Annotated in this window: 23 protein-coding genes; 11 read left to right on the forward strand and 12 right to left on the reverse strand. The window is 73.7% G+C overall.

Annotated features, from left to right (window positions below; translation table 11 throughout):
• Window positions 1–16: 16 nt before the first annotated feature.
• The 5 genes from AWH51_RS04975 to AWH51_RS04995 are packed head-to-tail and all read left to right on the forward strand — an operon-like array spanning window position 17 to window position 5333.
• Window positions 17–1087 (forward strand): polyprenyl synthetase family protein, encoded by a 1071-nt coding sequence (locus tag AWH51_RS04975; RefSeq protein WP_254654476.1) that lies wholly within the window; start codon window positions 17–19, stop codon window positions 1085–1087.
• On the forward strand, window positions 1084–3735 hold the full coding sequence (gene crtI, locus AWH51_RS04980) for a phytoene desaturase family protein (protein WP_063070993.1): 2652 nt from the start codon (window positions 1084–1086) through the stop codon (window positions 3733–3735). Before AWH51_RS04975 ends, crtI begins: the two co-directional genes overlap by 4 nt.
• Window positions 3735–4079, forward strand: a complete 345-nt coding sequence (locus AWH51_RS04985; RefSeq protein ID WP_063070994.1) for a lycopene cyclase domain-containing protein — start codon at window positions 3735–3737, stop codon at window positions 4077–4079. The genes crtI and AWH51_RS04985 overlap by 1 nt, the downstream gene beginning before the upstream one ends.
• Window positions 4076–4444, forward strand: coding sequence for a lycopene cyclase domain-containing protein (locus tag AWH51_RS04990; protein WP_063070995.1), 369 nt, complete (start codon window positions 4076–4078; stop codon window positions 4442–4444). Before AWH51_RS04985 ends, AWH51_RS04990 begins: the two co-directional genes overlap by 4 nt.
• Window positions 4437–5333 carry a prenyltransferase gene (locus AWH51_RS04995; protein WP_063070996.1) on the forward strand — a complete coding sequence of 299 codons (897 nt, stop codon included), beginning with the start codon at window positions 4437–4439 and terminating at the stop codon, window positions 5331–5333. Before AWH51_RS04990 ends, AWH51_RS04995 begins: the two co-directional genes overlap by 8 nt.
• Before the next feature lie 28 nt (window positions 5334–5361).
• Here AWH51_RS04995 and AWH51_RS05000 read toward each other — a convergent pair whose 3' ends face one another.
• Window positions 5362–5736 carry a hypothetical protein gene (locus AWH51_RS05000; protein WP_254654477.1) on the reverse strand — a complete coding sequence of 125 codons (375 nt, stop codon included), beginning with the start codon at window positions 5734–5736 and terminating at the stop codon, window positions 5362–5364.
• 74 nt (window positions 5737–5810) lie between these two features.
• Here AWH51_RS05000 and AWH51_RS05005 point away from each other — a divergent pair, with 74 nt between their 5' ends.
• Window positions 5811–6542 carry a hypothetical protein gene (locus AWH51_RS05005; RefSeq protein ID WP_063070997.1) on the forward strand — a complete coding sequence of 244 codons (732 nt, stop codon included), beginning with the start codon at window positions 5811–5813 and terminating at the stop codon, window positions 6540–6542.
• On the opposite strand, the gene AWH51_RS05010 is transcribed toward AWH51_RS05005, so the two are convergent.
• Window positions 6539–7579: a LysR family transcriptional regulator gene (locus AWH51_RS05010; RefSeq protein ID WP_063070998.1), complete on the reverse strand. Its 1041-nt coding sequence runs from the start codon at window positions 7577–7579 to the stop codon at window positions 6539–6541. The two genes, AWH51_RS05005 and AWH51_RS05010, sit on opposite strands and share 4 nt — an antisense overlap.
• Before the next feature lie 101 nt (window positions 7580–7680).
• On the opposite strand from AWH51_RS05010, the gene AWH51_RS05015 reads away from it, so the two are divergent.
• Window positions 7681–8112, forward strand: coding sequence for a DUF5997 family protein (locus AWH51_RS05015; protein WP_063070999.1), 432 nt, complete (start codon window positions 7681–7683; stop codon window positions 8110–8112).
• A gap of 78 nt (window positions 8113–8190) precedes the next feature.
• The gene (locus AWH51_RS05020; protein WP_063071000.1) at window positions 8191–9651 is read left to right on the forward strand and encodes a DUF2079 domain-containing protein; all 1461 of its coding nucleotides are present in this window, start codon (window positions 8191–8193) and stop codon (window positions 9649–9651) included.
• A 228-nt stretch (window positions 9652–9879) separates the two neighbouring features.
• Here AWH51_RS05020 and AWH51_RS05025 read toward each other — a convergent pair whose 3' ends face one another.
• Window positions 9880–11301 (reverse strand): CitMHS family transporter, encoded by a 1422-nt coding sequence (locus AWH51_RS05025; protein WP_254654484.1) that lies wholly within the window; start codon window positions 11299–11301, stop codon window positions 9880–9882.
• 159 nt (window positions 11302–11460) lie between these two features.
• On the opposite strand from AWH51_RS05025, the gene AWH51_RS05030 reads away from it, so the two are divergent.
• Both AWH51_RS05030 and AWH51_RS05035 read left to right on the forward strand, forming a co-directional pair.
• The gene (locus tag AWH51_RS05030; protein ID WP_063071045.1) at window positions 11461–13398 is read left to right on the forward strand and encodes a sensor histidine kinase; all 1938 of its coding nucleotides are present in this window, start codon (window positions 11461–11463) and stop codon (window positions 13396–13398) included.
• Window positions 13395–14060 (forward strand): response regulator transcription factor, encoded by a 666-nt coding sequence (locus AWH51_RS05035; protein ID WP_063071002.1) that lies wholly within the window; start codon window positions 13395–13397, stop codon window positions 14058–14060. The genes AWH51_RS05030 and AWH51_RS05035 overlap by 4 nt, the downstream gene beginning before the upstream one ends.
• Before the next feature lie 21 nt (window positions 14061–14081).
• Here AWH51_RS05035 and AWH51_RS05040 read toward each other — a convergent pair whose 3' ends face one another.
• Together AWH51_RS05040 and ectB are read right to left on the reverse strand one after the other, a co-directional pair.
• Window positions 14082–14501 carry a hypothetical protein gene (locus AWH51_RS05040; protein ID WP_063071003.1) on the reverse strand — a complete coding sequence of 140 codons (420 nt, stop codon included), beginning with the start codon at window positions 14499–14501 and terminating at the stop codon, window positions 14082–14084.
• Window positions 14502–14756: 255 nt separating this feature from the next.
• Window positions 14757–16067, reverse strand: a complete 1311-nt coding sequence (gene ectB, locus AWH51_RS05045) for a diaminobutyrate--2-oxoglutarate transaminase (RefSeq protein WP_063071004.1) — start codon at window positions 16065–16067, stop codon at window positions 14757–14759.
• A gap of 172 nt (window positions 16068–16239) precedes the next feature.
• Here ectB and AWH51_RS05050 point away from each other — a divergent pair, with 172 nt between their 5' ends.
• Window positions 16240–17172: an alpha/beta fold hydrolase gene (locus AWH51_RS05050; protein ID WP_254654478.1), complete on the forward strand. Its 933-nt coding sequence runs from the start codon at window positions 16240–16242 to the stop codon at window positions 17170–17172.
• Here AWH51_RS05050 and AWH51_RS05055 read toward each other — a convergent pair.
• The 7 genes from AWH51_RS05055 to AWH51_RS05085 all read right to left on the reverse strand — a co-directional run bounded on the left by AWH51_RS05055 (window position 17169) and on the right by AWH51_RS05085 (window position 24497).
• On the reverse strand, window positions 17169–17825 hold the full coding sequence (locus AWH51_RS05055; RefSeq protein WP_063071005.1) for a HEAT repeat domain-containing protein: 657 nt from the start codon (window positions 17823–17825) through the stop codon (window positions 17169–17171). The genes AWH51_RS05050 and AWH51_RS05055 overlap by 4 nt on opposite strands.
• Before the next feature lie 62 nt (window positions 17826–17887).
• The gene (locus AWH51_RS05060; RefSeq protein ID WP_063071006.1) at window positions 17888–18997 is read right to left on the reverse strand and encodes a VIT1/CCC1 transporter family protein; all 1110 of its coding nucleotides are present in this window, start codon (window positions 18995–18997) and stop codon (window positions 17888–17890) included.
• 287 nt (window positions 18998–19284) lie between these two features.
• Window positions 19285–20139 (reverse strand): M56 family metallopeptidase, encoded by an 855-nt coding sequence (locus AWH51_RS05065; RefSeq protein WP_063071007.1) that lies wholly within the window; start codon window positions 20137–20139, stop codon window positions 19285–19287.
• A gap of 84 nt (window positions 20140–20223) precedes the next feature.
• Window positions 20224–20685, reverse strand: coding sequence for a MarR family winged helix-turn-helix transcriptional regulator (locus AWH51_RS05070; protein ID WP_063071008.1), 462 nt, complete (start codon window positions 20683–20685; stop codon window positions 20224–20226).
• 113 nt (window positions 20686–20798) lie between these two features.
• On the reverse strand, window positions 20799–21521 hold the full coding sequence (locus AWH51_RS05075; RefSeq protein ID WP_063071009.1) for an HAD family hydrolase: 723 nt from the start codon (window positions 21519–21521) through the stop codon (window positions 20799–20801).
• Window positions 21522–21568: 47 nt separating this feature from the next.
• On the reverse strand, window positions 21569–23290 hold the full coding sequence (locus AWH51_RS05080; protein ID WP_254654479.1) for a glycosyltransferase family 2 protein: 1722 nt from the start codon (window positions 23288–23290) through the stop codon (window positions 21569–21571).
• A 1-nt stretch (window position 23291) separates the two neighbouring features.
• A complete protein-coding gene (locus tag AWH51_RS05085) occupies window positions 23292–24497 on the reverse strand; it encodes a hypothetical protein (protein ID WP_063071010.1) in 1206 nt (401 codons plus the stop codon).
• Window positions 24498–24690: the final 193 nt, after the last annotated feature.

A 24690-nucleotide genomic window follows, 5' to 3' on the forward strand; every position in this document is an offset into this window, starting at 1 on the left:
ATGTTAGGTTTCATCCGTGGACGCCACCAACCTCGCTGCCGTCTCCACATCGAGGCAGGCCCACGTGAACAACGTGCTGGATGCGTTCTTCGCCCGCTCCCTCGTCCGCGCCGAGGCCATGGGCGACGAGTACGTGAAGCTGTGGCGCACGCTGGAGTCCAACACGGCCGGCGGCAAGCGCTTCCGTCCCCGCATGGTCATGGCCGCGTACGACGGCCTCGGCGGCCAGGACGTGCAGGCCGCGGCCCACGTCGGCGCCGCGTTCGAGATGCTCCACACCGCGCTCATCGTGCACGACGACGTCATCGACCGCGACTTCACCCGGCGCGGCGGCCCCAACGTCTCCGGTGCCTACCGCGACATCGCCACCACGCAGGGCCTGCCCCAGCCGCTCGCCGAGCACCGCGGCATGTCGGCCGCCGTCATCGCGGGCGACCTCGCGCTCGTCAACGCGTACCGCCTCATCGACGCGAGCGGCGTGCGCGACCTCACCCGGTCGCACCTGCTCGAGATCCTCGACGACGCCGTGTTCGCGTCCGCCGCGGGCGAGCTCATCGACGTCGAGTTCTCGCTCACGGCGGACGTGCCGAGCGTCGAGGAGATCCTCCGCATGGAGCGCCTCAAGACCGCCGTCTACTCGTTCGAGGCGCCGCTGCAGGCCGGCGCCGTGCTCGCGGGCGCGCGCCCCGAGGTCGTGGCCGCGCTCGGCGACTTCGGCCGGGACATCGGCATCGCCTACCAGGTGGTCGACGACGTGCTCGGCGTCTTCGGCGATGAGGAGGAGACCGGCAAGACGAACCTCGGCGACCTCCGCGAGGGCAAGCGCACCGTGCTCATCGCCCACGCCGTCCGCTCCTCGGAGTGGCGGGAGATCAGCGCGCTCATCGGCAAGGACGACCTCTCCCGCGGCGAGGCGGCCCTCGTGCGCTCGGTGCTGGAGAGCTCCGGCGCCCGCGCGTTCGCCGAGGGCGTGGCGCGCGACCTCGCGACGGCCGCGTGCGCGCGCCTCGAGGACCCGGTCGTGCCGGAGGCGCTCCGCCGGGAGCTCGCGCCCGTCGCCGAGTCCGTGCTCGGGCGCATCCGATGACGCGTCGCCTGCCCGGCCGCCGGCCCGCCGCCCCCGAGGCGCCCACGGGCCTCGACAAGTACGACCGGGTGGCGCAGGACACGGCCTCCGTCGTGATCCGCAGCTACTCCACCTCCTTCGGCCTCGCCTCGCGCCTCCTCGGCGCGGACGTGCGCCAGCACATCGAGAACGTGTACGCGCTCGTGCGCATCGCCGACGAGATCGTCGACGGCGCGGCGGCCGGTGCCGGCGTGGATCCCGCGCACGTCGAGGACCTGCTCGACGCCCTCGAGCAGGAGACCGAGGACGCGATGCTGCGCGGCTACAGCACGAACCTCGTCGTGCACGCGTTCGCCATCACGGCCCGCCGCGCCGGCTTCGGCGCCGAGCTCACCGCGCCGTTCTTCGCCTCCATGCGCATGGACCTGCGGCGCATGGAGCACACGCCCGCCTCCTTCACGGAGTACGTCTACGGATCCGCGGAGGTCGTCGGCCTCATGTGCCTCCGCGCGTTCCTCATGGGCCACGCCACCACGCGGCCCGAGCGGATCCGGTTCGAGGAGGGCGCCAAGCGCCTGGGCGCCGCGTTCCAGAAGGTCAACTTCCTGCGCGACCTCGCCGCCGACCACGACGCGCTCGGCCGCAGCTACTTCCCGGGCGTCGACGTCGCGTCCTTCTCGGAGGCCGACAAGGAGCGCATCCTCGACGACATCGACCACGACCTCCGCATGTCCGGCGCCGTGATCCCCGACCTCCCCGCCTCCAGCCGCCGCGCCGTCGCGCTCGCGCAGGGCCTGTTCGCCGAGCTCGCCGTGCGGCTCCGCGACACCCCGGCGGCCGAGCTGGCGCGCACGCGCGTGCGGGTGCCGGATCCCGTGAAGGCCCGCATCGCGCTCGCCGCCGCCACGGGCGCCGAGCCCTCGGGCGTCGACGGCCGCCTCGTCCGCCGCTCGCGCGCCCCCCGCGTCCACGGCGCGCGCTCCACGCCCGCGTCCCGCGCGGAGACCGACGACCACGACGACCACGACCACCGCCCCGCCCCGTCCGACCCCGAGCAGCAGGAGAGCGCCATGACCGCACCCACCGCCATCGTGATCGGCGGCGGGATCGCCGGCCTCGCCTCCGCCGCGCTCCTCGCCCGCGACGGCTACCGCGTCACCCTCGTCGAGGGCCGCGACGAGGTCGGCGGCCGCGCCGGCTCCTGGGAGCGCGACGGCTTCCGCTTCGACCTCGGCCCCAGCTGGTACCTCATGCCCGAGGTGTTCGACCACTTCTTCAAGCTGATGGGCACGAGCGCGGCCGAGCAGCTCGACCTGGTGCGCCTCCCCGGCTACCGCGTGCTCTTCGAGGGCGACCCGGATCCCATCGACATCCGCGACTCCCGCGAGGCCAACCTCGACCTGTTCGAGAGCGTCGAGCCCGGATCCCGCCCCGCGATGGCCCGCTACCTCGACTCCGCGAAGGAGGTCTACGAGATGGCGAAGAAGCGCTTCCTCTACACGACCTTCGCCGACTACCGCCCGCTGCTGAAGCGCGACATCGTCACCCGCACCGGCACGCTCGGGAAGCTCCTGCTCACGCCGCTCGAGACGCACGTGGCCCGCTATGTGAAGGACCGCCGTCTCCGCCAGATCCTCGGCTACCCGGCCGTCTTCCTCGGCTCCTCGCCCAAGCTCGCGCCGAGCATGTACCACCTGATGAGCCACCTCGACCTCGAGGACGGCGTGCTCTACCCGCAGGGCGGCCTCATCACCGTGATCGACGCCATCGAACGGGTGGCCCGTGCCGAGGGCGTCGAGATCCGCACGGGAGCGCCCGTCTCGCGCATCCTCACCGAGCCGACGAAGGCCGGCAAGGCGCGGGCGCGCGGCGTGCAGATCACCACCGACGCCGGCACCGAGACGCTCGACGCCGACGTGGTCGTCTCCACCGCCGACCTGCACCACACCGAGACCGAGCTGCTCCCCGAGGCGTTCCGCACCTACCCGCAGGCGTACTGGGACAAGGCCACCGCCGGCCCCGGCGCCGTGCTCGTCTACCTCGGCGTGAAGGGCGAGCTGCCCGAGCTGCACCACCACACGCTGCTGTTCACGGAGGACTGGGACGAGAACTTCTCCCGCATCTTCCCGCCGAAGGGCGGCGCGACCTCGGTACCGGATCCCGCCAGCATCTACGTCTGCAAGCCCAGCGCCACCGACGGCTCGGTCGCGCCCGCGGGCCACGAGAACGTCTTCATCCTCGTGCCGATCCCCGCCGACCCGACCATCGGCCGCGGCGGCATCGACGGCGCCGGGGACGCGCGCGTCGAGGAGATCGCCGACCGCGCCATCCAGCAGATCAGCGACTGGGCCGGGATCCCCGACCTGGCCGAGCGCATCGTGCTCCGCCGCACCTCGGGCCCCGGCGACTTCGCCGCCGACCTGCACTCGTGGACGGGCACCATCCTCGGGCCCGCGCACACGCTCTCGCAGTCGGCCATGTTCCGTGCCGGCAACACGAGCAAGCGGGTCGACGGGCTGCACTACGCCGGCGGATCCACCATCCCCGGCATCGGCCTGCCCATGTGCCTCATCAGCGCGGAGATCCTCGTGAAGCGCCTCCGCGGCGACACGTCGACCGGCCCCGGCGCCGAGCCGCTCGTGCGCACGGTCGGCCGCCCGGTGGTCTGATGGGCCTCCTCTACCTCGCGGCCCTCCTCGTCACCCTCGGCTGCATGATGCTCGTCGACCGCCGCTGGCGCCTGTTCTTCTGGCGCGACCGCACCGCCGCGGCCGTCACCACGCTCGTGGGCGTCGCCTTCTTCCTCGCGTGGGACGTGGCCGGCATCTCGCAGGGCATCTTCTTCCGCGGCGAGACGCCGTTCATGACGGGCATCCTCGTGGGCCCCGAGCTCCCGCTCGAGGAGGTCTTCTTCCTCACGCTGCTCTGCTACCTCACGATGAACCTCGTCAACGGGTTCAGCCGCCTCGCCGACCACCACGTCGCCCGGGCGAGGGAGCGCGCGAACCGATGAGCTACCTCGTGCTCGACCTGCTGTTCCTCGCTCCCGTCGCGGTCGTCGGATTCCTGTTCCGTCGCCTGCTGCTGCGCGAGGCCAACGCCGTGCCGTACGGATCCAGCCGCTTCGACTACCCCGAGTACTACTGGTACCGGCGGATGCCCGTCGCGATCCTGCTCGTGATGACGCTCCTCTTCGACAACATCATGATCAAGGTCGGCCTCGTCGGGTACGACCCCGACAAGCTCGTGGGCCTCGTGCTCGGCTACGCGCCCATCGAGGACTTCGCCTACGCGATCGCGGCCCTCGTGCTGCTGCCGGCCGTCTGGTACCTGCTGCGCCGCCGCCGCAGCGTCTCCGGCATCGAAGCGCATGAGTGACGTGCGGGCCCGGCCCGGCGCCGCGGAGATGATCCGCACCATCGCGCTGTCGTCCCGCCCGCTCTCCTGGGTCAACACGGCCTTCCCGTTCGCGGCCGCCTACCTCACGGTCACGCGCGAGCTCGACCTCACGGCGGTGCTCGGCACGCTCTACTTCCTCATCCCGTACAACCTCGCGATGTACGGCATCAACGACGTCTTCGACTACGAGTCCGACATGCGGAACCCCCGGAAGGGCGGAGTGGAGGGCGCGGTGCTGGCGCGCGCGATGCACCGGCCGGTGCTGATCGCGGTGCTCGTCACGAACGTGCCGTTCCTCGCGTACCTCGTGGCGGTGGGATCCGCGGCGAGCCTCGCCGTGCTCGCCGTGAGCGTGTTCGCCGTGATCGCGTACTCGCTGAAGGGCCTCCGCTTCAAGGAGCGGCCCATCCTCGACTCGCTCACCTCGAGCACGCACTTCACGTCGCCCGCGGTCTTCGGCATCGTGCTCGCGGGCGGGACGTTCACGCCCGGGCTGTGGGCGATCCTCGCGGCGTTCTTCCTCTGGGGCGTCGCCTCGCACGCGTTCGGCGCCGTGCAGGACATCGTGGCCGACCGCGAGGGCGGCATCTCCTCCATCGCGACCGTGCTCGGCGGCGCCGCCACCGTGCGGATCGCGGTGCTCGCCTACGCCGCGGCCGGCGTGGCGATGCTGTTCACGGGCTTCCCTGGGATCGTCGCGGCCGCGCTCGTGATCCCGTACATCCTCAGCACCGCGCCGTTCTGGTCGATCCGCGACGAGGACGCGGAGGCGGCGAACCGCGGTTGGCGGCGCTTCCTCGGCCTCAACTTCCTCTCCGGCTTCGTGGTGACGATGCTGCTCATCGCGTACTGGCTCGCCACGCCCTGATCCGCGACATCGGCGACGGCGCCCGCGCTCAGTAGTGCGTGGGCATCATCCCCATGGCGAGCTCGCGGTGACGCCGGGCGTGCTCGCCCGCGAACGAGAGCAGCTCCATGTCGTGCTCGCGCATCCAGTCGATGGCCGCCTCCAGCGTGACCGCGGTGGAGACCCACACGCGGCGGCCGGACGCGTCGACCGCATCCGCGTAGACCTCGTAGACGGGTTCCGCGCCGGCGGCGCGCGCCGTGGGCACGACGTAGCCGAGCACGGGCTGCGACGCGACCTGCACGCGCCAGGCGCCCTGGTGGTAGCGGGCGTGCGGGTGGTGGACGAGGGGCTCGGGCTCGCGGGTCATCGGATGCTCCAGGTGGTGGGTCGAGGGCGCGAGCACCCGGCCGTGCTCGTGCACGACGATAGGCTCGGCCTCCGACACGGGGGTGTTCGGCGCATGATGGAACGACGCCCCTCGATCCCCAGGAGCCCATGACCCCGCCGATCCGCGTCCTCCACCAGGCCGTCCGCCCCTTCGTGGCGGCGAGCCTGCGCGGCGGCATCCCCACCCCGCTCACCGCGACCGTGCCCACGGACGCGCCGGTCGGCGTGGTGCCGGGTCCCGACCCCGACCGGATCCTCGCGCTCGGCGGCATCGGCGGATCCGGCGTGGGCCTCCGCACGCACGCGGACGGTGTCGTCGCGCAGTCGGCGCAGGCGCTCGCGGCGCTCACGGGCCGCGGGGTGGAGTGGCGCACGGTGCCGCTCGCCGACCAGCACCTCACCGCCACGCAGGAGGCCGTGCGGCAGGTGACGGAGCTGCACCGCTACGACGTCGTGCTCGTGATGCCCGGGGTCGCCGACGCGCTCGAGCTCGCGCGCATCACACCCTGGGTCCACCGCCTCGAGGACCTGCTCGACCACCTCGTGGAGCAGACCGCCGACAACTCGATCGTGCTCGTGTCCGACGTGCCGCAGGTGTCGCAGTACGTGGAGGCCGGCGCGTTCGTGCGCGGCCTCTTCCGCGACCACGCCGCGTACCTCTCCCAGCGCAAGGCCGAGGTGTGCGCGCGCTTCCCGCAGGCCGTCTCGGTGAAGCTGCCGGATGCGGGCCCGGTCGACTTCGTGGGCGGCGAGTTCCGCTACACGTCCATGTACCGGCGCTGGGGCGAGCACGTGGCCGGGGTCGTCGCCGACCTGCAGGCCGCGCGCGGCGGGATCTAGCGGCCGCGTCGACCGCCCCGCGGCGGGGGAGTGCGCCCGCCGCCCGTGCCGCCGGATCCGCCCTTCGGCGTCGGCTTCCCGCCGCCCTTCGCGCCCGCGGCCCCCGGCTTCCCCGCGGCCTTGCGCGCGGTCTTCTGCGCGGCCGTGGGCTTCCGGCGGTCGCGCTCGTCGTCGTCGCGCGCCGACCGGGAGCTCGCCGCGGTCCGCCCGCGGACGATGCCCACGAGCTCCTCGATGTGCGGGCTGGCGTCGCCCTCGCGCCAGGCCACGGCGATCCGCGTCTCCGGCAGGTCGTGCACCGGCACAGCGACCACGTCCTTGCGCGCGTGCAGCCGGCCGAGCGCGTGCGGCACGACGACGAAGCCGACGCCCGCGGCGACCAGCTCGACGGCCGCCGCCACGTCGTCGGGCATCGGCACCGGATCCGCGCCGGCCGTGCGCCCCGGCCAGCCCGGCACCTGCTCGGCCGGCTGCAGGAGCAGCTCCTCGGCGAGGTCGGTGAGGGAGATCGCATCCGCGGTCGCGTGCGCGTGCTCCTTGGGCAGGATCGCGACCTGCACCTCGCCGTAGAGGGGCACGACGGTGAGGCCGCGGCCGTCGACGGGGAGGCGGAGGAACGCGACGTCCACGGATCCATCGACGAGGGACGGCGCCGCATCCGGCTCGGCGAGCGGCATGATCCGCAGCGGCACGTCCGGCACGCGCTCGTCCCACGCGCGGGTCCACTTGGCGACCGTCACGCCGGGCACGATGGCGACGACCAGCCCGCGCGGCGGGGCGGCGGCCTCGGCGGCGAGTCGCGCGTCGTCCGCGTCGATCGCGGCCCGGGTCTCGGCGAGGCGCGCCTCGCCGTCCGGGGTGAGGCGCGTGGGCCCCTCGTCGCGCACGAACAGCTCGACGCCCCAGAGCGCCTCGAGGTCGAGGATCGAGCGGCTCACGGCGATGCGCGAGACGTTCAGGGCCTTGGCGGCGCGGGCGAAGTGCAGTTCGTCGGCCACGGCGGCGAAGCGCCGGAGGGCGGTCGGGTCGGCGTCCACGGGAGTCCCCTCGATGGCCCGCTCGGTGGTGGCGCGTGAGCGGCGGCGGGTCGATCCAGGCTAGTGCAGGGCGCCCGGGGCCCCGACGGTACCCTGGGCACATGACGAGCCCCGGATCCAGCCAGACGATGAAGGCCGCGACCGCGGCGAAGAAGCTGGGCGTGCACCTCCCGGCGACCCCCGTGGAGTTCCAGGAGTCGACCCCGTCCCGCGCGGAGCTCGCCGAGATGACCGCGAACCCGCCGGAGTGGCTGGCCACGCTGCTGCGCGACGGCCCGCACCCGCGCCCGGTCATCGCCGGCAAGCTCGGCGTCTCCATCGCCGGCCTCGCCCGCGGCGGCGTCGACGAGGCGCTCACCACCGCCCAGATCAAGGAGCTGCTCCAGGCCCCGCCGCAGTGGCTGGTGCAGGAGCGCGCGACGCAGGCCGAGGTGCGCGAGGAGCAGATCCGCGTGAAGAACCGCGACGCCGGCCGCGCCGCCATGGCCGCGGAGCGCGAGCGCCAGGAGGGCGCGGGCGGCTCGCGTCGCTGAGGCCACCCGCCGTCGCTGAGCGGATGGGCCGGGGATCGCCACGCCCTCATCCCGCGCCCGCGTGAGACCCTTGCTCGCGTGACCAGTCCGAACGCCCCGTCCCGCCCCCGCGACGCGGACGCCGCCGAGCCGGATCCCGCCTCCGACGTCCCGGGGCTCCTCACCGGGTCCCGCGTCCCCGGCACCGTCGGCGTCGTCATCGTCGCCGCGCTCGTCACCGCCGTGTACGTGCTGTACTCCGCGCTCCAGTGGCGCCGCTTCACCGTGAAGTCGTGGGACACCGGCATCTTCACCCAGCTCGCGCAGGACTACTCGCGCTTCCAGGCGCCGCTCGTCTCCATCAAGGGCGACGGCTTCAACCTCATGGGCGACCACTTCCACCCGATCCTCGTGCTGCTCGGCCCGGTCTACGCCGTGTGGCCGCACGCCTTCGCGCTGCTCGTGGTGCAGGCGGTGCTCATCGGCATCTCGGTGGTGGGGGTAGGGCGCCTCGCCGGTCGCGTGACCGGGCGCTGGGGCGCCATCACGGTGGCCGCCGCGTACGGGCTGAGCTGGGGCATCCAGGGCGCGGTCGCGTTCCAGTTCCACGAGATCGCGTTCGCGCTGCCGCTGCTGGCCTTCGCGCTCGACGCGGTGATCGCCCGACGGGCCCTCGCCGCCGCGCTCTGGGCCGCGCCGCTCGTCTTCGTGAAGGAGGACCTCGGCCTCACGGTCGCCGTCCTCGGCGCGATCATCGCCCTCACGATGGACCGCCGCGTCGGCATCGCGCTCGCCGGCTGGGGCGTGGCGTGGTTCGTGCTGGCGACCACCGTGATCCTCCCCGCGTTCAACCGCGAGGCCCGCTGGGACTACGCGTCGAAGCTCGACGCCGGCGGCGCGCTCGCGGATCCGTTCGGCACGCTCTGGGGGCTCTTCGCGGCACCCAAGGTGGAGACCGTCGCGTTCCTCGTGCTCGCGGGCGCGCTGATCGCCGTGCGCTCGCCGCTCCTCCTCCTCGTGGTGCCGACGCTGGCCTGGCGCTTCCTGGCCCCCACCGAGGCGTACTGGGCGCCCGGCTACCACTACGACGCGGTGCTCATGCCCATCGTGTTCGCGGCGGCGATCGACGGCGTCGTCCGGGCGCGTGGCGGCGGGCAGCGATGGCTCGCGAACGCGTCGCGCGCGACCGTGCCCCTGCTCGCCGTGGCCGCGGTCCTGCTGTTCCTCCGCTCGCCCCTGATGGAGCTCGGGAAGCCCGCCGCGTGGCAGCCGTCGCCGCGGGCCGCGCAGGCGCAGGCCGCGCTCGACCACGTGCCGGCCGGCGCGAGCGTGCTCAGCGACATCGGCCTCATGTCGTACCTCGTCGACGACCACGAGGTGTACTGGCTCGGCAACCCGGGCAACCCGGCGCCGCAGTACGTGGTCATCGACACGCTCGGCGGCGGGCTCGGAGCCGGCGCCCTCTCGGCCGACCAGTACGGCGCGGCCACGCAGCCGGGCGCCGCCTACCGGATCGTCTACTCCGAGGCCGGGTACCAGGTCGCGGAGCGGGTCTCCTAGGCGGATCGCGGATCCCGCCGGGCCGGGTTCGCGGATCCTGCCCGGGTTCGCGGATCCCGGCCCGGTGGGCGGATCCCGCCCCGGTCGGCGGTTCGCGGCCCGGCGCATCGCGGCGACCGGCCCGCCGTCCCCGCGCACGCGAGGAGGCCGGGCGCTCCCCCGAGCCGCCCGGCCTCCGCGTGCACGCTCCTCGCGGAGCGGTGGCGCTCCTCGCGGAGCGCCTCCCGATCAGATCGGGATGGCCGCCGTGAGCACGCCCACCGCGAGCATCACGAGCGACACCAGGACGGCGCGCCACAGCACCTTGCGGTGGTGGTCGCCGAGGTTCACGTCGGCCAGCGACACGAGCAGCAGGATCGCCGGCACGAGCGGGCTCTGCAGGTGCACGGGCTGCCCGGTGATGGACGCGCGGGCCATCTCCACGGGATCGATGCCGTAGTTCGCCGCGCTCTCCGCGAGCACCGGGAGCATGCCGTAGTAGAAGGCGTCGTTGCTCATGAAGAAGGTCATCGGGATGCTGAGCACGCCCGTGATGACCGCGAGGCCCGGGCCGAGCGCGTCCGGGATGATCGTGACGAGCCACGCCGACATCGCCGAGACCATGCCCGTGCCGTTGAGCACGCCGATGAGGACGCCGGCCGCGAGCACCATCGAGACGACGCCGACCACGCTGGGCGCGTGCGCGGCGATGCGCTCGCCCTGGTCCTTCAGCACCCGGAAGTTGACGATCAGGGCGATGGCGGCGCCGACCATGAAGACGTAGGCGAGGGGCAGCTGGTCCATGATCAGCAGCACGAGCACCGCGATGGTGAGCCCCAGGTTGAACCAGATGAGGCGCGGACGGAGCGTCTCGCGGTCGGGGTCGAGCATCGTCGAGCCGACCGTGGAGACCGCGGCCGTCTCGGCGCGCACGAGCGAGGGGGCGAGGGTGATGAGGCCGCCGCGCGGGGTCGCGGGGGCGCCGCGACCGGCGCGCCACCAGCCGGAACCGCCCGTGGATCCGCCGGAGCCGGCACCCGCGCCGCCGTCGAGGCCGCCCTCGGCCCGCGCCTCGCCGAGCGCCGCGAGGCGGTTGCGCTCGCGGACGCCCATGGTCCAGGCGAAGATGAAGACGAGCGCCAGGCCCACCAGGAGCGACGGGATCATCGGCACGAAGATGTCGGTCGGCGAGACCTTGAGGGCCGCCGCCGCGCGGACGGTCGGGCCGCCCCACGGGACGATGTTGAGCGTGCCGTTCGCGAGCCCGGCCGTGCAGGTGAGGACCACCGGGCTCATCCCGAGCTTGCGGTAGATGGGCAGCATGGCCGCCGTGGTGACGATGAAGGTGGTCGATCCGTCGCCGTCGAGGGAGACCGCCGCCGCGAGGATGGCCGTGCCGAGCACGATCTTCGCCGGGTCGCCGCCCGCGACGCGGAGGATGAGGCGCACCAGCGGGTCGAACAGGCCGACGTCGATCATGATGCCGAAGTAGATGATGGCGAACATCAGCAGCGCGGCCGTGGGGGCCAGGTCGCCGAGCGCCTCGATGACCATGTCGCCGATGCCGAGCCCGGCGCCCGCGAAGAGCCCGAAGATCGTCGGCACGAGGATGAGGGCGACCATGGGCGTCAGCCGCTTGGTCATGATGAGCGCCATGAAGGTGAGGACCATGGCGAAGCCCAGGAATACCAGCACGTGTGACTCCTTCGTCGGTGGGCGGACGCCCGGCTGAACACCACACGCTAGGTCGGCTTCCCCGCTTCGTCGCGCTTGTGCCGCTTCATCGCGATAGTGCACGCAAACGACGTTCTGCGCATTATGCTCACCTCGATGGATCGGGCGACGGGGCGACGACGGGCGGGGCTCGACTTCGCCCGGCGCACCCTCGTCCTCCAGCTGCTCGTCGTGCTCGTCGTCGTGGGCATCGCGACCATCGCCTACGGTCTGCTCAGCTCGTCGGAGAACCGCCAGGAGGCGCAGGCGACGGCGCTCGCGATCGCGCGGACGACCGCCGAGGATCCCGCGCTCCGGGCCGCCGTCACCGCCGAGACCGCGGATCCCGCGCGACCCTCGGCCGCGGACCTCGCCGACGGGCTGGTGCAGCGGAGCTCCGAGGCGGTGCGCGAGCGGACGGGCGCGCTCTTCGTCGTGGTGACCGACGACCGCGGACTGCGGCTCGCGCACCCCGACCCGGCCGAGCTCGGGCAGCTCGTGAGCACGGATCCGGCCGTCGCGCTCGCGGGACGCGAGGAGGTCACCTGGGCGACCGGCACGCTCGGGGAGTCGGCGCGGGCGAAGGTGCCGGTGCGGGCGCTGGACGCCGAGGCGCCCGCGGGCGGTGCCTCCGGTGCGTCCGGTGCGTCCGGTGCGTCCGGTGCGTCCGGTGCGTCCGGTGCCTCCGGTGCCTCCGGTGCGTCCGCCGCCGACGGCCGCGTCGTCGGCGAGGTCAGCGTCGGCTTCGCGGCGGCGACCGTGCGCGACTCCATCGGCGTCGACGTCGCGGCCATCGCGGTGGTCGCCCTGCTCGCGCTCGGCGTCGGGGCGGTGGCCAGCGGGATCCTCTCGCGCCGTCTCGCTCGCCTCACCCTCGGCCTCCAGCCGTCCGAGCTCGCGGGCCTCGTGCAGGACCAGGCGGCCGTGCTGTCCGGGGTAGGCGAGGGCGTGCTCGGCCTCGGCCCCGACGGGCGCGTCACGGTCTGCAACCCGCGGGCCGCGGAGCTGCTCGGCCTCGAGGATCCGGTCGGCCGCACGCTCGCGGACCTCGGCGTCGCGCCGGTCCTGCGGGACGCGGTGGCCGCGGCGCGGGCCGGTCAGGGATCCACGGCCGGGTCCGCCGGCGCGCCCGACGCCGGATCCGCGTCGCTGCGCGCGGTGGTCGACGACCGGCTCCTCTTCGTCGACGTCGCCCGGGTCGCCCGCGACGGCCGCGACCTCGGCACCGTGATGGTGCTGCGCGACGAGACGGACGTCGAGGCGATGAGCCGCCGCCTCACCGCCGTCACCGCGATGTCCACGGCGCTGCGGGTGCAGCGGCACGAGTTCGCGAACCGCCTCCACGTCGTGCGCGGCCTCGTCGCGACCGGCCGGGTGGACGAGGCCGACAGCTACCTCGCGGGCGTGCTCGAGCAGGGGCCCGTGGCGTTCCCGACGGTCGACGCGGGGCTCGTCGACGAGCCGTACCTGCAGGCGTTCCTCGGCGCGAAGGCGATGGAGGCCGAGGAGCGGGGCGTGACGCTGCGGGTCGGGCCCGGCACGCTCGTCCGCGGGTTCCTGGTGCGGCCGGAGGAGGTCACGACCGTCCTCGGCAACCTCGTCGACAACGCGGTGCACGCGGCCGTACGCGGATCCCGGGCCGACCGGTGGGTGGAGGTGGAGGCGCTCGACGACGGCGCCGACCTGCACCTCGCGGTCGCCGACTCGGGTGACGGGCTCGGGTCGGCGGACGCCGTGGGGATCTTCCGGCGCCGGCCCGACGACGTGGACGGGGCCGCGGAGGCGCTCGCGGCGGCCGGCGGAGCGGATCCCGCGCACGGACTCGGCTTCGGGCTGCCGCTCGTGCGCGACATCGCCCGGCGCGACGGCGGCGACGTGTGGGTCGCGGACCCGGGTGGCCCGCCGTCCGAGGCCGAGTCCGGCGCGGTGTTCTGCGCGCGCCTCGCGGGCGTGGTCGAGCCGCCCGACGCGGATCCGCCGGCCGACGATCCCCACTTCCCCGCCACCCCCGGCACCGACCCCGACACCCACACCCCCGACGGAGCCCGCGCATGACCGACGACCTCACCGTCCTCATCGTCGACGACGACTTCCGCATCGCCCGCCTGCACGAGGGCATCGTGGAGCAGGCGCCCGGGTTCCGGTCCGTCGGCACCGCGGGCAGCGTGCGGGCGGCGCTCGCCGTGCTCGACACGTCGCGCCCCGACCTCGTGCTCCTCGACGCGTACCTGCCCGACGGCAGCGGCATCGACCTGGTGCGGCGCATCGAGCCCGACGTGATCCTCGTCACGGCCGCCGACGATCCCGCCACCGTCCGCCGCGCCCTCCGCGGCGGCGCCGTCTCCTACCTCGTGAAGCCGTTCGCGCCGGAGCTGCTCACCGCGCGCCTGGCGGCCTACGCGGCCTTCCGTGCCGGGCTCGCGAGCGACCGCCCGCTCGACCAGGCCGGCATCGACCGCGCCATCCACGCCCTGCGGCCCGGCCGGGTCTCGGCGCGCGAGCGCCCGGCGACCGAGCAGGCCGTGCTCGACGCCCTCGCCGCATCCGACGCGGAGCTCAGCGCCCCGGAGATCGCGGAGCGGGTGGGCGTCTCCCGCGCCACCGCGCAGCGCTACCTCGGCGCCCTCGCGCGCGACCGCGTCGTGGACGTGCAGCTCAACTACGGATCCACGGGCCGCCCGGAGCACCGCTACCGGATCCTGCGGCCGCGCGGCTAGCGCGACGGCGACGCCGACGGATCAGGGGCAGACGTACATGTACGGCGTGAGGCCCGCGCCCTGGATCTCGACGAGCGTGCGGGCGAGGATCTCGAGGGTGTCCTCCACCTCGTACGAGGCCCAGTCGCCCACATGGGGGCAGACGCCCTGCCAGCGCTCCGCGAGCTCGTCGCGTCGCGCGGGCACGGCGTCGCGCAGCAGGCCGGCGAGCCCCGAGCTGAGCGGCATCACGAAGACGGCGAAGTCGTCCGTCTCCGCGATGGGCTCCTGGGTGTACGTCGGGAGCTCCGAGCCGGCGACTCCGCGGATCAGCCCCTCGAGCTCCCAGACCTCGTCGGGCATCAGGTAGCAGTCGTACCCCTCCGGCTCCCCGTCGAGCTCGAGGACGGCCGCGGCCGCCTCATCGTCTGCAGCACCGAACACGATCGTCGTCATCCCCATGCGGTCATCCTCTCGTGGCGACCGGCGGTCGTGCGAGGCGCGAGCGGATACGTGGAGAAGACGGTCTGCAGCAGCTCGCGTGGGGAGAATCAGTGGGCTGAACAGAGGCTCGTGATGTGCTCCCGAATCCGTCTCTTCGTGACACTTGTCGCGCATAAGCGACGCTACGAGGAGCATTGGCGACACTTCTGTCAGCGATGAGCTCCCTCTCGGCGCCGTCCACCGGTCACACGCGGTGCACTGCGCTTCAGCGGATCAGCTCCCGACGGCCACCGGCAGCGGGACCTCGTCGGCGGCGAGCTCCTCGCTCGTGGAGCCGAGCACCTCGCGGACGGCCTCGCGGATGATGGCGAGCCCCTCCTCGACCTGCTCGTCGGTGATGGTGAGCGCGGGCAGCACCTTCATGACCGTGCCGCCGGCGCCGCTCGTCTCCATGAGCATGCCGCGCTCGAACGCCGCGCGGCAGACGGCGCCGGCGAGGTCGCCCGAGGGGAACTCGATGCCCCGCGCGAGGCCGCGGCCGCGCACCTTCAGCGTCATCTCCGGCGCGACGGAGGCCGCGATCTCGGTGAAGACCTCGTGGATTCGCTCGCCCTTGCGGAGCGTGGACGCCTCGAGCTCGCCGTCTGCCCAGTACAGGCGGATGGCCTCAGCGCCCGTGAGGAACGCGGGCGCGATGCCGCGGAAGGTGCCGTTGTGCTCGCCCGGCTTCCACTGGTCGAGCTCGGGCTTGAGGAGCGTGAGGGCCATGGGCAGGCCGTATCCGCCGATGGACTTGGAGAGCGTGACGATGTCGGGGACGATGCCCGACTCCTCGAAGCTGAAGAACCCGCCCGTGCGGCCGCAGCCCATCTGCACGTCGTCGACGATGAGGACGATGCCGTGGCGCGTGGTCAGCTCGCGCAGCTTCCGCAGCCACTCGGGTGAAGCGACGTTGATGCCGCCCTCGCCCTGCACGGTCTCGACGATGACGCCGGCGGGCGTGTCGACGCCCGAGCCCGAGTCGTCGAGCAGCTTCTCGAAGTACGCGAGGCTGTCGGTCTCGCCGCCGAGGTAGCCGTCGAACGGCACCGCGATGGCGTGGTGGAGCGGGTGGCCCGCGCCGCCGCGCTTGAGCGCGTTGCCGGTGACGGAGAGCGCTCCCTCGGTCATGCCGTGGAACGAGTTCGTGAAGTGCACGATGGTGGTGCGGCCGGTGACCTTGCGCGCGAGCTTCATGGCGGCCTCGACCGCGTTGGCGCCGCCCGGGCCGGGGAACATGATGCGGTAGTCGAGCCCGCGCGGCTGGAGGATGACGTCCTGGAAGGTCTGCAGGAAGTCGCGGCGGGCCTCCGTGAACATGTCGAGGGAGTGCGTGACGCCGTCGCGGAGGATGTAGTCGACCAGCTTCTGCTTGAGCGCCGGGTTGTTGTGCCCGTAGTTGAGCGCGCCGGCGCCCGCGAAGAAGTCGAGGTAGCGGTCGCCGTCGGCCGTGAACATCTCGCTGCCCACCGCGCGGTCGAACACGACCGGCCAGCCGCGGCTGTAGCTCCGGACCTCGGACTCCATCTGCTCGAAGATCGTCATGCCGTGTCGCTCCTTGATGCTCATCGGCGACCTGCGTGGACCGCCGCGCGTCGGGCGGGGCTCGTGGCTCCGGGCGACGGGGAAGACGCTGCGATGCGCAGCCCCTCCATCGTCGCACCTCCTCCCGACATCGCAGGAATCCGCGGCGTGAGGATCTCGATAGGGTCGCGACATGGCCGCATCCGGGGACGTCGATCCGCTCCGGGCCCCGGGGACCGCGATGCTCGAGGTCGGCGGCCGGCAGGTGCGGCACCGCGTGACCGGCACCGGGGATCCGCTGCTCCTCCTGCACGGCATCGGCCGCAGCCTCGAGGACTGGGACGAGCAGCACGCGCGGCTCTCCGAGGGGCACGCGCTGCACAGCCTCGATCTGCCGGGCTTCGGCTGGTCGGATCCCGTCCCCGGCGCCACCACGCTCGACGCGCTGGCGGACGCCCTGTCCGCGTACCTCGACGCGGTGGGCGTCCGCGGACCCGTGACCGTCGTCGGCAACTCGCTCGGCGGCGCCGTCGCGATGACGCTGGCGGTACGGCACCCGGATCGCGTGCGCGCCCTCGTGCTCGCGGACAGCGCGGGCTTCGGCCGTCAGGTGACCGTGGGGCTCCGGATGCTCGCCTTCGACCCGCTCGCCACGCTGCTCATGCGGCCGACGCCCGGCAACTCGCGGCGCTCGACCCGCACGATCTTCCACGACCCGGCGCTCACCACCGACGCGCGCGTGCGGCACGCGCAGGAGCTCTCGGCCCGGCCGACCCACGCGGCCACGATGCTCGGCATCGCGCGCGACCTCGGCACGGTCCGCGGGGTGAGCTCGCGTTGGCGGCGCCCGCTGGTCGAGAGCGTGCGGGCGTCGGGCCTGCCGGTGCTCGCGGTGTGGGGCGACCGCGACCGGATCCTCCCGCCCGCGCACCTCACGGCCGTCGCGCGCGAGCTGCCCGACGCGCGCACGCGCCTCATCCCGGACTGCGGCCACATGCCGCAGATCGAGCGGCCGGACCTGTTCGCCGGGCTGGTAGAGGACTTCCTAGCGTCGCTGCCGACAGATCCCGCGGTGGGGCCGGAGCCGGAGCCGGGGCCGGGGTCGGGGCCGGAGCCGGAGGGCTAGGAGCGGTCGGCGTCCGCGTCGGTCGCGGCGTCGTCCATCGCGTCCTCGTCGTCCGCATCCGGCGCCGCCGTGCTCGCCGCAGCAGCGGCGGCCGCATGGCGCCCCGCAGCCGACAGCACCTGGTCGTGGCGAGCGGCGAGGGCCTCGAGGCCGTCGTGGGCGGCGACGCGCACGGAGGTGTCGGGGTCGGTCAGCGCGCGGCGGATGACGTCCTCGTCGGCGGGGGAGCCGACGGCGCCGAGCGCGCGCAGGGCGGCGCCGCGGACGCGGGCGTTCTCGTCGGTGACGAGCACGGTGAGCGCGCGCACGAGCGGCAGCTGCCGGGTCGCGACGACCTTCGCGCATGCCTCGCGCACGCGCCACGCGCGGTTCGTCAGGTTCTTCTCGACGACCTTCGCGGCCTCGGGGGTCCACGCGTAGAGGAGCGCGCGGGCGCCCCAGGCCTCGGGCCAGTAGAGGGGAGGGGCGCCGTTGAGGATCCCGCGGGCGTGCCGTCCGCCGACCAGCAGCAGGAAGTCGTCGCCCTCGTACAGGCCGTCGAGCAGGCCCATCGCCCGCAGGGCGACCTCCCGCTCGCTCGTGCGCGACACCGCGTCGCTCATGCGCGTCGCGAGGGAGTCCTCGCGACGGCGGGGGTCATCTCCGTCAGCCATGCGGACAACCGTATCGGCTGCGGCGCGCCCGGCCCGCCGCCGGTCGCGTACCGGGTGCCGGATCAGCCCGCCTGCGTGTTGAAGAGCAGCCCCAGCAGGTAGGTGGCCCCGGCCGCGCCGAAGCCGATGAGCAGCTGGCGGCCGGCGCGGCGGAGCGGCGGGCCGCCCGAGAGGAGGCCGGTCACCGCGCCCGTGATGGACAGCGCGATCGCGACCAGCACGCACGCGAGGGCCAGCGCCGCGATCCCCTGGAGGCCGAAGAGGTACGGCAGCACGGGGATCACGGCGCCGGACGCGAAGAAGCAGAAGCTCGACAGCGCCGCGCCCCAGGCTGTGCCGACGCTCTCGTGCTCGTCGTCGGACGCGGTGACGCCCGCGATGCTGACCGGGATCGGCCGGGTCTCGGCGGCGAGGTCGCGGAGGACCTCGTCGGCGTGCGCGAGCGCCTCCTCCTCCGTCATGCCGCGGGCGCGGTAGACGAGGGCGAGCTCGTTGGCGTCGACGTCGAGGTGGGGGAGGGCGTCGCGCGTGCCCGGATCCGGGGCGGACGCCTCGAGCAGCTCGCGCTGGGAGCGCACGGACACGAACTCGCCCGCGCCCATCGAGAGCGCCCCGGCGAGGAGGCCCGCGAGGCCGGTCGCGAGGATCACGGCGTTCGGCACGCCCGTGGCCGTGATGCCGAGGACGAGCGCGAGGTTGCTCACGAGGCCGTCGTTCGCGCCGAAGACGGCGGCGCGGAAGGTGCCCGAGAGGCGCATCCGGCCGCGGGTCGCGAGGCCGCGCACGACCTCCTCGTGCACGCGCTCGTCGGCGGCCATCGCGTCGGTGGCGTCGGCGTCGTCCGCGTACGGCGAGCGGCTCTCGGCGCGCTGCGCGAGGGCCAGCACGAAGACGGATCCGAAGCGGCGGGCGAGCAGGCCGAGGATCCGGGTGCGGATGTCGCCGCGCACGGGCTTGCCGACGCGGTCGCCGAGCAGCTCGATCCAGTGGTCGGCGTGCCGGCCCTCGGCCTCGGCGAGGGCGAGCAGGATCTCGCGCTCCTCGCCCGTGCGGCGGCCGGCGAGGTCGCGGTAGACGGCGGCCTCGGCGCGCTCGTCGGCGAGGTACTGCCGCCAGCGGCGCACCTGCGCGGGCGTCGGATCGGGCGTGCGGGCAGGGGGCATGGCGGGCATGGGTCCTCCGGTCGGGCGACGGCCGGGACCCGGGTGGGGCGCTCCGGCCGACGCGACGGCGCGCGTGCGCCTGTCGTTCGTCTGGCCGAAGGTCTCGTCCGCCCGCCGTGCACGTGCAGGTGGCGGGTGATGCACCGGGCCCGGGGGCCAGCATGTCGACGCATCGCCGTCCGGCCCGGGGGCCGGGGGGACTACTCCCCTTCGAGAGGAGACCCTAGCGCACGGGTCGGCGGGGTCCCGGCGGAGGGCGCTGCGCGGACGGACGCCGCGGACGGCGCCTCGCGGGATCAGCGGACGGGCAGCAGCACGATCACGAGCGGCAGCACGGGGAGCGCGCACGCGACCGCGCACAGCGTCCGCAGCGCGATCCGGTGCCCGCCGCGGGGGTGGCGCATGCGGTCGGCGCGGAGGCCGGAGAGGCCGCCCCCGGGATCCAGCTTCGTGAGGGCGGCCGCGACGGTGGCGGGGCCGGACACCCGGGCGGCGTGGTCGTCGGCGATGAACTCGATCGCGATGGTGGTGGAGAGCGCCAGGCGCTGGCTCGCGGGCAGCGCCGGGAGGATCGCGCGGGACACCTGGGCGAGGCGCACGGCCAGCGCGTGCCGCTGCTCCAGGTGCGCGGTCTCGTGCTCGATGACCGCGGCGAGCTCGTCGTCGTCGAGGCGGGCGCGCGCCTCGGTGGTGAGGAGGATCACGCCGGTCGCGGGGGAGAGCGCGGCGAGCGGCACGTCGGACTCGACGATGCGCGCGTCCCGCCCGGCCACGCGGTACGGGCGCGACGCGAGCAGCAGGGTCGCGACCTCGCCGGCGCGGTGCCGGGCCTCGCGCACCACGCGCCCACCCTCCTCGACGATGCGGAACAGCAGGATCCCGAGCACGCCCGCCGCCGCGTACGCGAGCGGCACGACCACCGCGACGCGCTCCGCGCCGGCGCCCGCCTGCATCGCCATGCCCTGGTGGATGAGGAGGCCGAGCCCGGAGCCGAGGCTCAGCACGGCCGTGACGAGGAACCCGTGCCACGCGGCGAGCATCGCGACGGGCCGCTGCGCGACGAGCGGCAGCCGGCCGAGGAGGAGCGGCGCCAGCAGCGTGACCGTGACGTAGCACTCGAGCAGGAGCACCGCGCGGACCGTGTCGCTCACTCGTCGGGCTCCGATCGGGTGGGCGGACGCCGCGGGGGGCGGATGCCGGATGGGCGCCTCCCGGTCGGGTGGCGGACGCGTCCGTCAGATGGTCTCGGGCAGCGCCTTCGCATTGTCGATGACCTGGCTGAGCACGGTCTTCAGGCCCTCGAGCTGCTCCTCCGTCATGGAGAGCCGGTCGCGGATGCGCTGCGGGATGGCGACGGCCTTCTCGCGGAGCTCGCGGCCCTGGTCGGTGAGGCCGATCTCGAGCACGCGCTCGTCCGTGGCCCGGCGCACGCGCCAGACGTGGCCCATGGCCTCCAGCCGCTTGAGCAGCGGCGAGAGGGTGGCGCTGTCGAGCTGGAGCTCGTGGCTCAGGTCCTTCACCGAGCGCGGCCCGCTGGCCCAGAGGGCGAGGAGCACGAGGTACTGGGGGTGGGTGAGCCCCAGCGGGTCGAGGATGGGTCGATAGAGGGCCGTCACGCTGCGCGCGGCGACGACGAGCGCGTAGCTGACCTGCTTGTCGAGCGCGAGCGGGTCCTGCAGGTCCTGCGGTGTTGACATGGTTCCTCCGCCGGTCATTCTGTCACTCCGTGTTGCTAACTCCCGGGCGAACGGGGGGTAGCGGCCGGATCTGTGGAAAGGCTCCTGCTTGTGAGGGATTCGGAGCGGGCGCCTCAGGCGGCGGGCCGCGCGACCTGGGGGACCAGGATCGCCTCGAGCTCGTCGGCCGTGTCGACCACCGCGATGGTGCCGGCGGCCTCGGCCGGGCTGCCGTAGCCCCAGCCGACCATGACCGTCGGGATCCCGTGGGCGGCCGCGCCGAGCACGTCGTGCTCGCGGTCGCCGACCATCACGACGTGGTCGAGGTCGACGCCCGCGCGCCGCAGCCGGAGCAGCGCCTCCTCGATGACGTCGGCCTTCGCGGACCGCACCTCGTCCTCGCTCGCGCCGCACACCTCGGTGAAGAGGTCGGCGAGCCCGTAGTGGTCGAGCACGCGGCGGGCCTGCGACTCGGGCTTGCTGGTGGCGAGGGAGAGCGGGATGCCGGCCGCGTGGATCGCGCGGAGCACGTCGGGCACGCCGTCGTAGACCGAGCTGTCGAAGACGCCGCCGCCCGAGTAGCCCTCGCGGTAGTGGGCGAGCGCGCGCTGCTGGGCCTCGTCGTCCATGCCCGCGAGGTCGCGGAAGGAGTCGAGGATCGGCGGGCCCACGTACTCGAGGAGCTGCGCGGGGCCGGGCACGGGCAGGCCCATGAAGACGAGCGTCTTCGCGAGCTGCGCGGTGATCCCGGGGGCCGAGTCGGTGATGGTGCCGTCGAGGTCGAACAGGACGCAGCTCCAGGGAGCGGAGGCGGATCCGGCTGTCGTGTCGGGTGCGGACGTGTCGGGTGCGGTCACCCGCCCACCCTACGAGGGTCGCGCGGACGCCTGCCGGGAGCGTCCCCTCACTGCTGGGTGAGGCCGTGCTCCGTCTTCTCCCAGTAGTGCGGGCGCGTGAGCAGCTGCCACAGGCCCTTGTAGGCGGAGATGGAGTGCAGGATCCAGTACACCGGGTTGAGCAGCGACCACAGGATGAGGTGGAACGTGCCGCGCTTGAACGGCCCCATCATCGAGACGTAGACCATGACCCCGTTGCCGACGAGGAAGTTGAACAGGCTCGTCCAGAGCGCCCACGCGGGGAAGACGGAGGCGATGACCTCGTTCGGGATCGCGAGCGACGCGATCGTCACCAGGTAGAAGGGGATGACCCCGAGGAACGTCGCCGGGGTGCCGCCGATGAGGAGCGCGAACGCGACGAAGCGCACGATGCCGACCTCGCGGATGAGGGCGACCGGGCGGCGGGCGTGCACGAGCGTCGTCTGCATGTACCCCTTGATCCACCGGGAGCGCTGGCGGATGAAGTTGGGGATGGAGGTGTTGGCCTCCTCCATGGTGGTGGAGTTGATGACGCCCACGCGGTAGCCGACGGCCGAGGCGCGGATGCCGAGGTCGGCGTCCTCGGTGACGTTGTACGGGTCCCAGCCGCCGAGCTCGACGAGCGCGGCCGTGCGGAAGTGGTTCGAGGTGCCGCCGAGCGGGATCGGCAGGTTCGAGTGGTCGAGGCCCGCGAGCATGTAGTCGAACCAGTAGGAGTACTCGAGCGTGAACATGCGGGTGAGGGCGTTCTCGCTCGCGTTGAAGTAGTTGAGGGCGGCCTGCACGCACACCATCTCGGGGCCGCCGCGGTCGAAGGCGACGAGCGCCTTCTTCAGCTGGTCGGGATCCGGGGTGTCCTCGGCGTCGTAGATGACGAGGTACTCGCCGGACGCGAGCGTGAGGCCCACGTTGCAGGCGCGCGGCTTGGTCTGCGGCTGGCCCGCGGGGATCGTGACGATGTGGAAGTGGGCGGGCGGATCCGCGTGCACGATCGCGTCGCGCGTCTCGGAGTCCTCCTCCTCGATGAGGATCAGCACCTCGAGCTTGTGCGCCGGGTAGTCGAGGCCGCCGAGGTTCTCGATGAGCTGGGCGACGATGTTCGCCTCCCGGAACACCGGGACGAGCACCGTGTAGACCGGCAGGTCGGCGTCGACGAGGCGGTGGACCTCCGCCTCGGTGACGCGGTCGACGACGTCGTAGCGCGCGCCCTGCAGCGCGACGAAGAACTTGAACGCGGTGGCCGCGAGGAACGCGAGGCTGACCACCGACAGCGCGCCGACGGCGGTCTGCCGCGGCCACACCACGGCGAGGGCGACCAGCAGGACGGCGCCCACGAGCGCGCCGGCCTTCTGTCCGCGGGAGAAGACGAGGCGCCCGGACAGCTCCGGGTTCGCGCGGAAGAGCCGGTTGGCGGCGTCGTCGGCCACGGCCTCGCCGCACAGGCGGAGGACGGCGTCCTTCAGCTCCCACGCGTCCACGCGGGTGAGGGCGACGGGCGCGCCGAGCTCCGCGGCCAGCGCGGCCGCGAAGCCGGGATTCCGGCGCCGGTCGTCGGCGGCGACGAGCTGCCGGCCGTCGGCGAGGAGGCGGACGGGGATCCACCCCTCGGCGAGGTAGCGCTCGCGGGGGCCCTGGCGCACCGGACCCGGGTCGATGCCGTCCTGCCACGTCGGTGGAGCCGGAGTCGCGGGTGCGCTGTCCGCGGTCGTCATGTCGCGCCCGTCCGAGGGCGCCGGCTGCGTCGTGGTCATGTCAGGCCCATCCGAGGGCGCGGGCGAGCGCGCCCATCCAGTCGAGGACCACGGGCCGGTTGTAGGCGGCGGCCCAGGCGATGGCGATCTGCACGGCGGCGACGAGCGTGATGAGCACGTCGGCCCGGCGCGTGGTGGCCGCGGGGAGGATCGCCATGCCCATCATCGTCATGATGAAGAAGGTGTTGCCGGCCGAGTTGGCGGGGATGAGGCCCAGGATGTAGCCGGTCAGCAGCCCGAGGAACAGCAGCGTGGAGATGAGCACGGCACCCGGGCGGCGGACGAGCAGCGCGAGGATCCAGCCGGAGATCATGGGCGCGAGCAGCAGGAACCCGTTGAGGGTGGTGACGAGCTGCGGCACCGTGTCCCAGAGCGCCGGGTCGTAGTGGAACTGCGCCGTGAGGAACGCGAAGGGGCGGTCGAGGAACACGAGCTGGAGGAACGCGACGGTGACGAAGGCCGAGAGCGTCGGGAACAGCAGCACCAGCACGTTCGACGCGCGGGCGCCGCGCTCGCCGTGGCGGGCGAGCGAGATGAGCGGCGCGGCCAGCCCGATGACCACGATGTAGACGATGCCGCTGGCGCTGGAGAGGGCCGCGAACGCGAAGAGCAGCCCGGCCCGGAAGCCGGCCTGCGTGTTCCGGTAGGCGACGAAGCGGACCATGTTGGTCGCGCCGACCCCGAAGGCCGCGACGCCGAGGAAGGCCTCGAGGTTCGTGGTGACCATGTGCGCGAACAGCGGGTTGGCGCCGAGGGCGACCATGAACATGGCGGACTGCACGCGCGGGAAGCGGCGCTGCTGCATCGCCTGGAGCATCTGCTGGAGGAACGGGCCCGCGATGAGGGCGCCGAGGATCCCCATGCCGAGCGTGCCGCCGGGCGTGACGGCGGCGAGGATCGTGCCGACGGGCGGGTAGAGGCTGCCCACCCAGGCGGCGTCGGCCCGGGTCCAGTCGATCTGCGCGACGCGGGAGAGGAGGTCGGCGTTCACGGTGGTGGAGACGGGGCCCGTGGCCGACCCGGCGGGCGCGTGGTCGGCGATGAGCGCGATCACGACGAAGGGGAGCGAGAAGAGCAGGCGGAGCAGCCAGCGATCGCGGAGGCGCCGGGGGAACGGGTCGATGCGGACGCGCACGGCGGTCGCTCCCGTGCCGGCACCGGCGGCCTTCGCGGCGGCGCGTGACGCGGCCACGTCCGTGGTGGTCATGGTGGTCACGGGCGCGCACCGGCGGAGGCGGATGCGGAGGCGGATGCGGACGCGCGCGCCGGGGCGCGGCGGCAGGGCGCACCGGACTGCATCAGATCCACCCCCGAGGACACGGCGGCGACGGGCCGCTCGTCGTCAGTATGCGCGGGTCGTCGGCGGCCGGAGGCGTCCGGTGGCTCCGCGGATCGTGAGC

The organism is Clavibacter tessellarius (assembly GCF_001618005.1).
GTDB lineage: Bacteria > Actinomycetota > Actinomycetes > Actinomycetales > Microbacteriaceae > Clavibacter > Clavibacter tessellarius_A.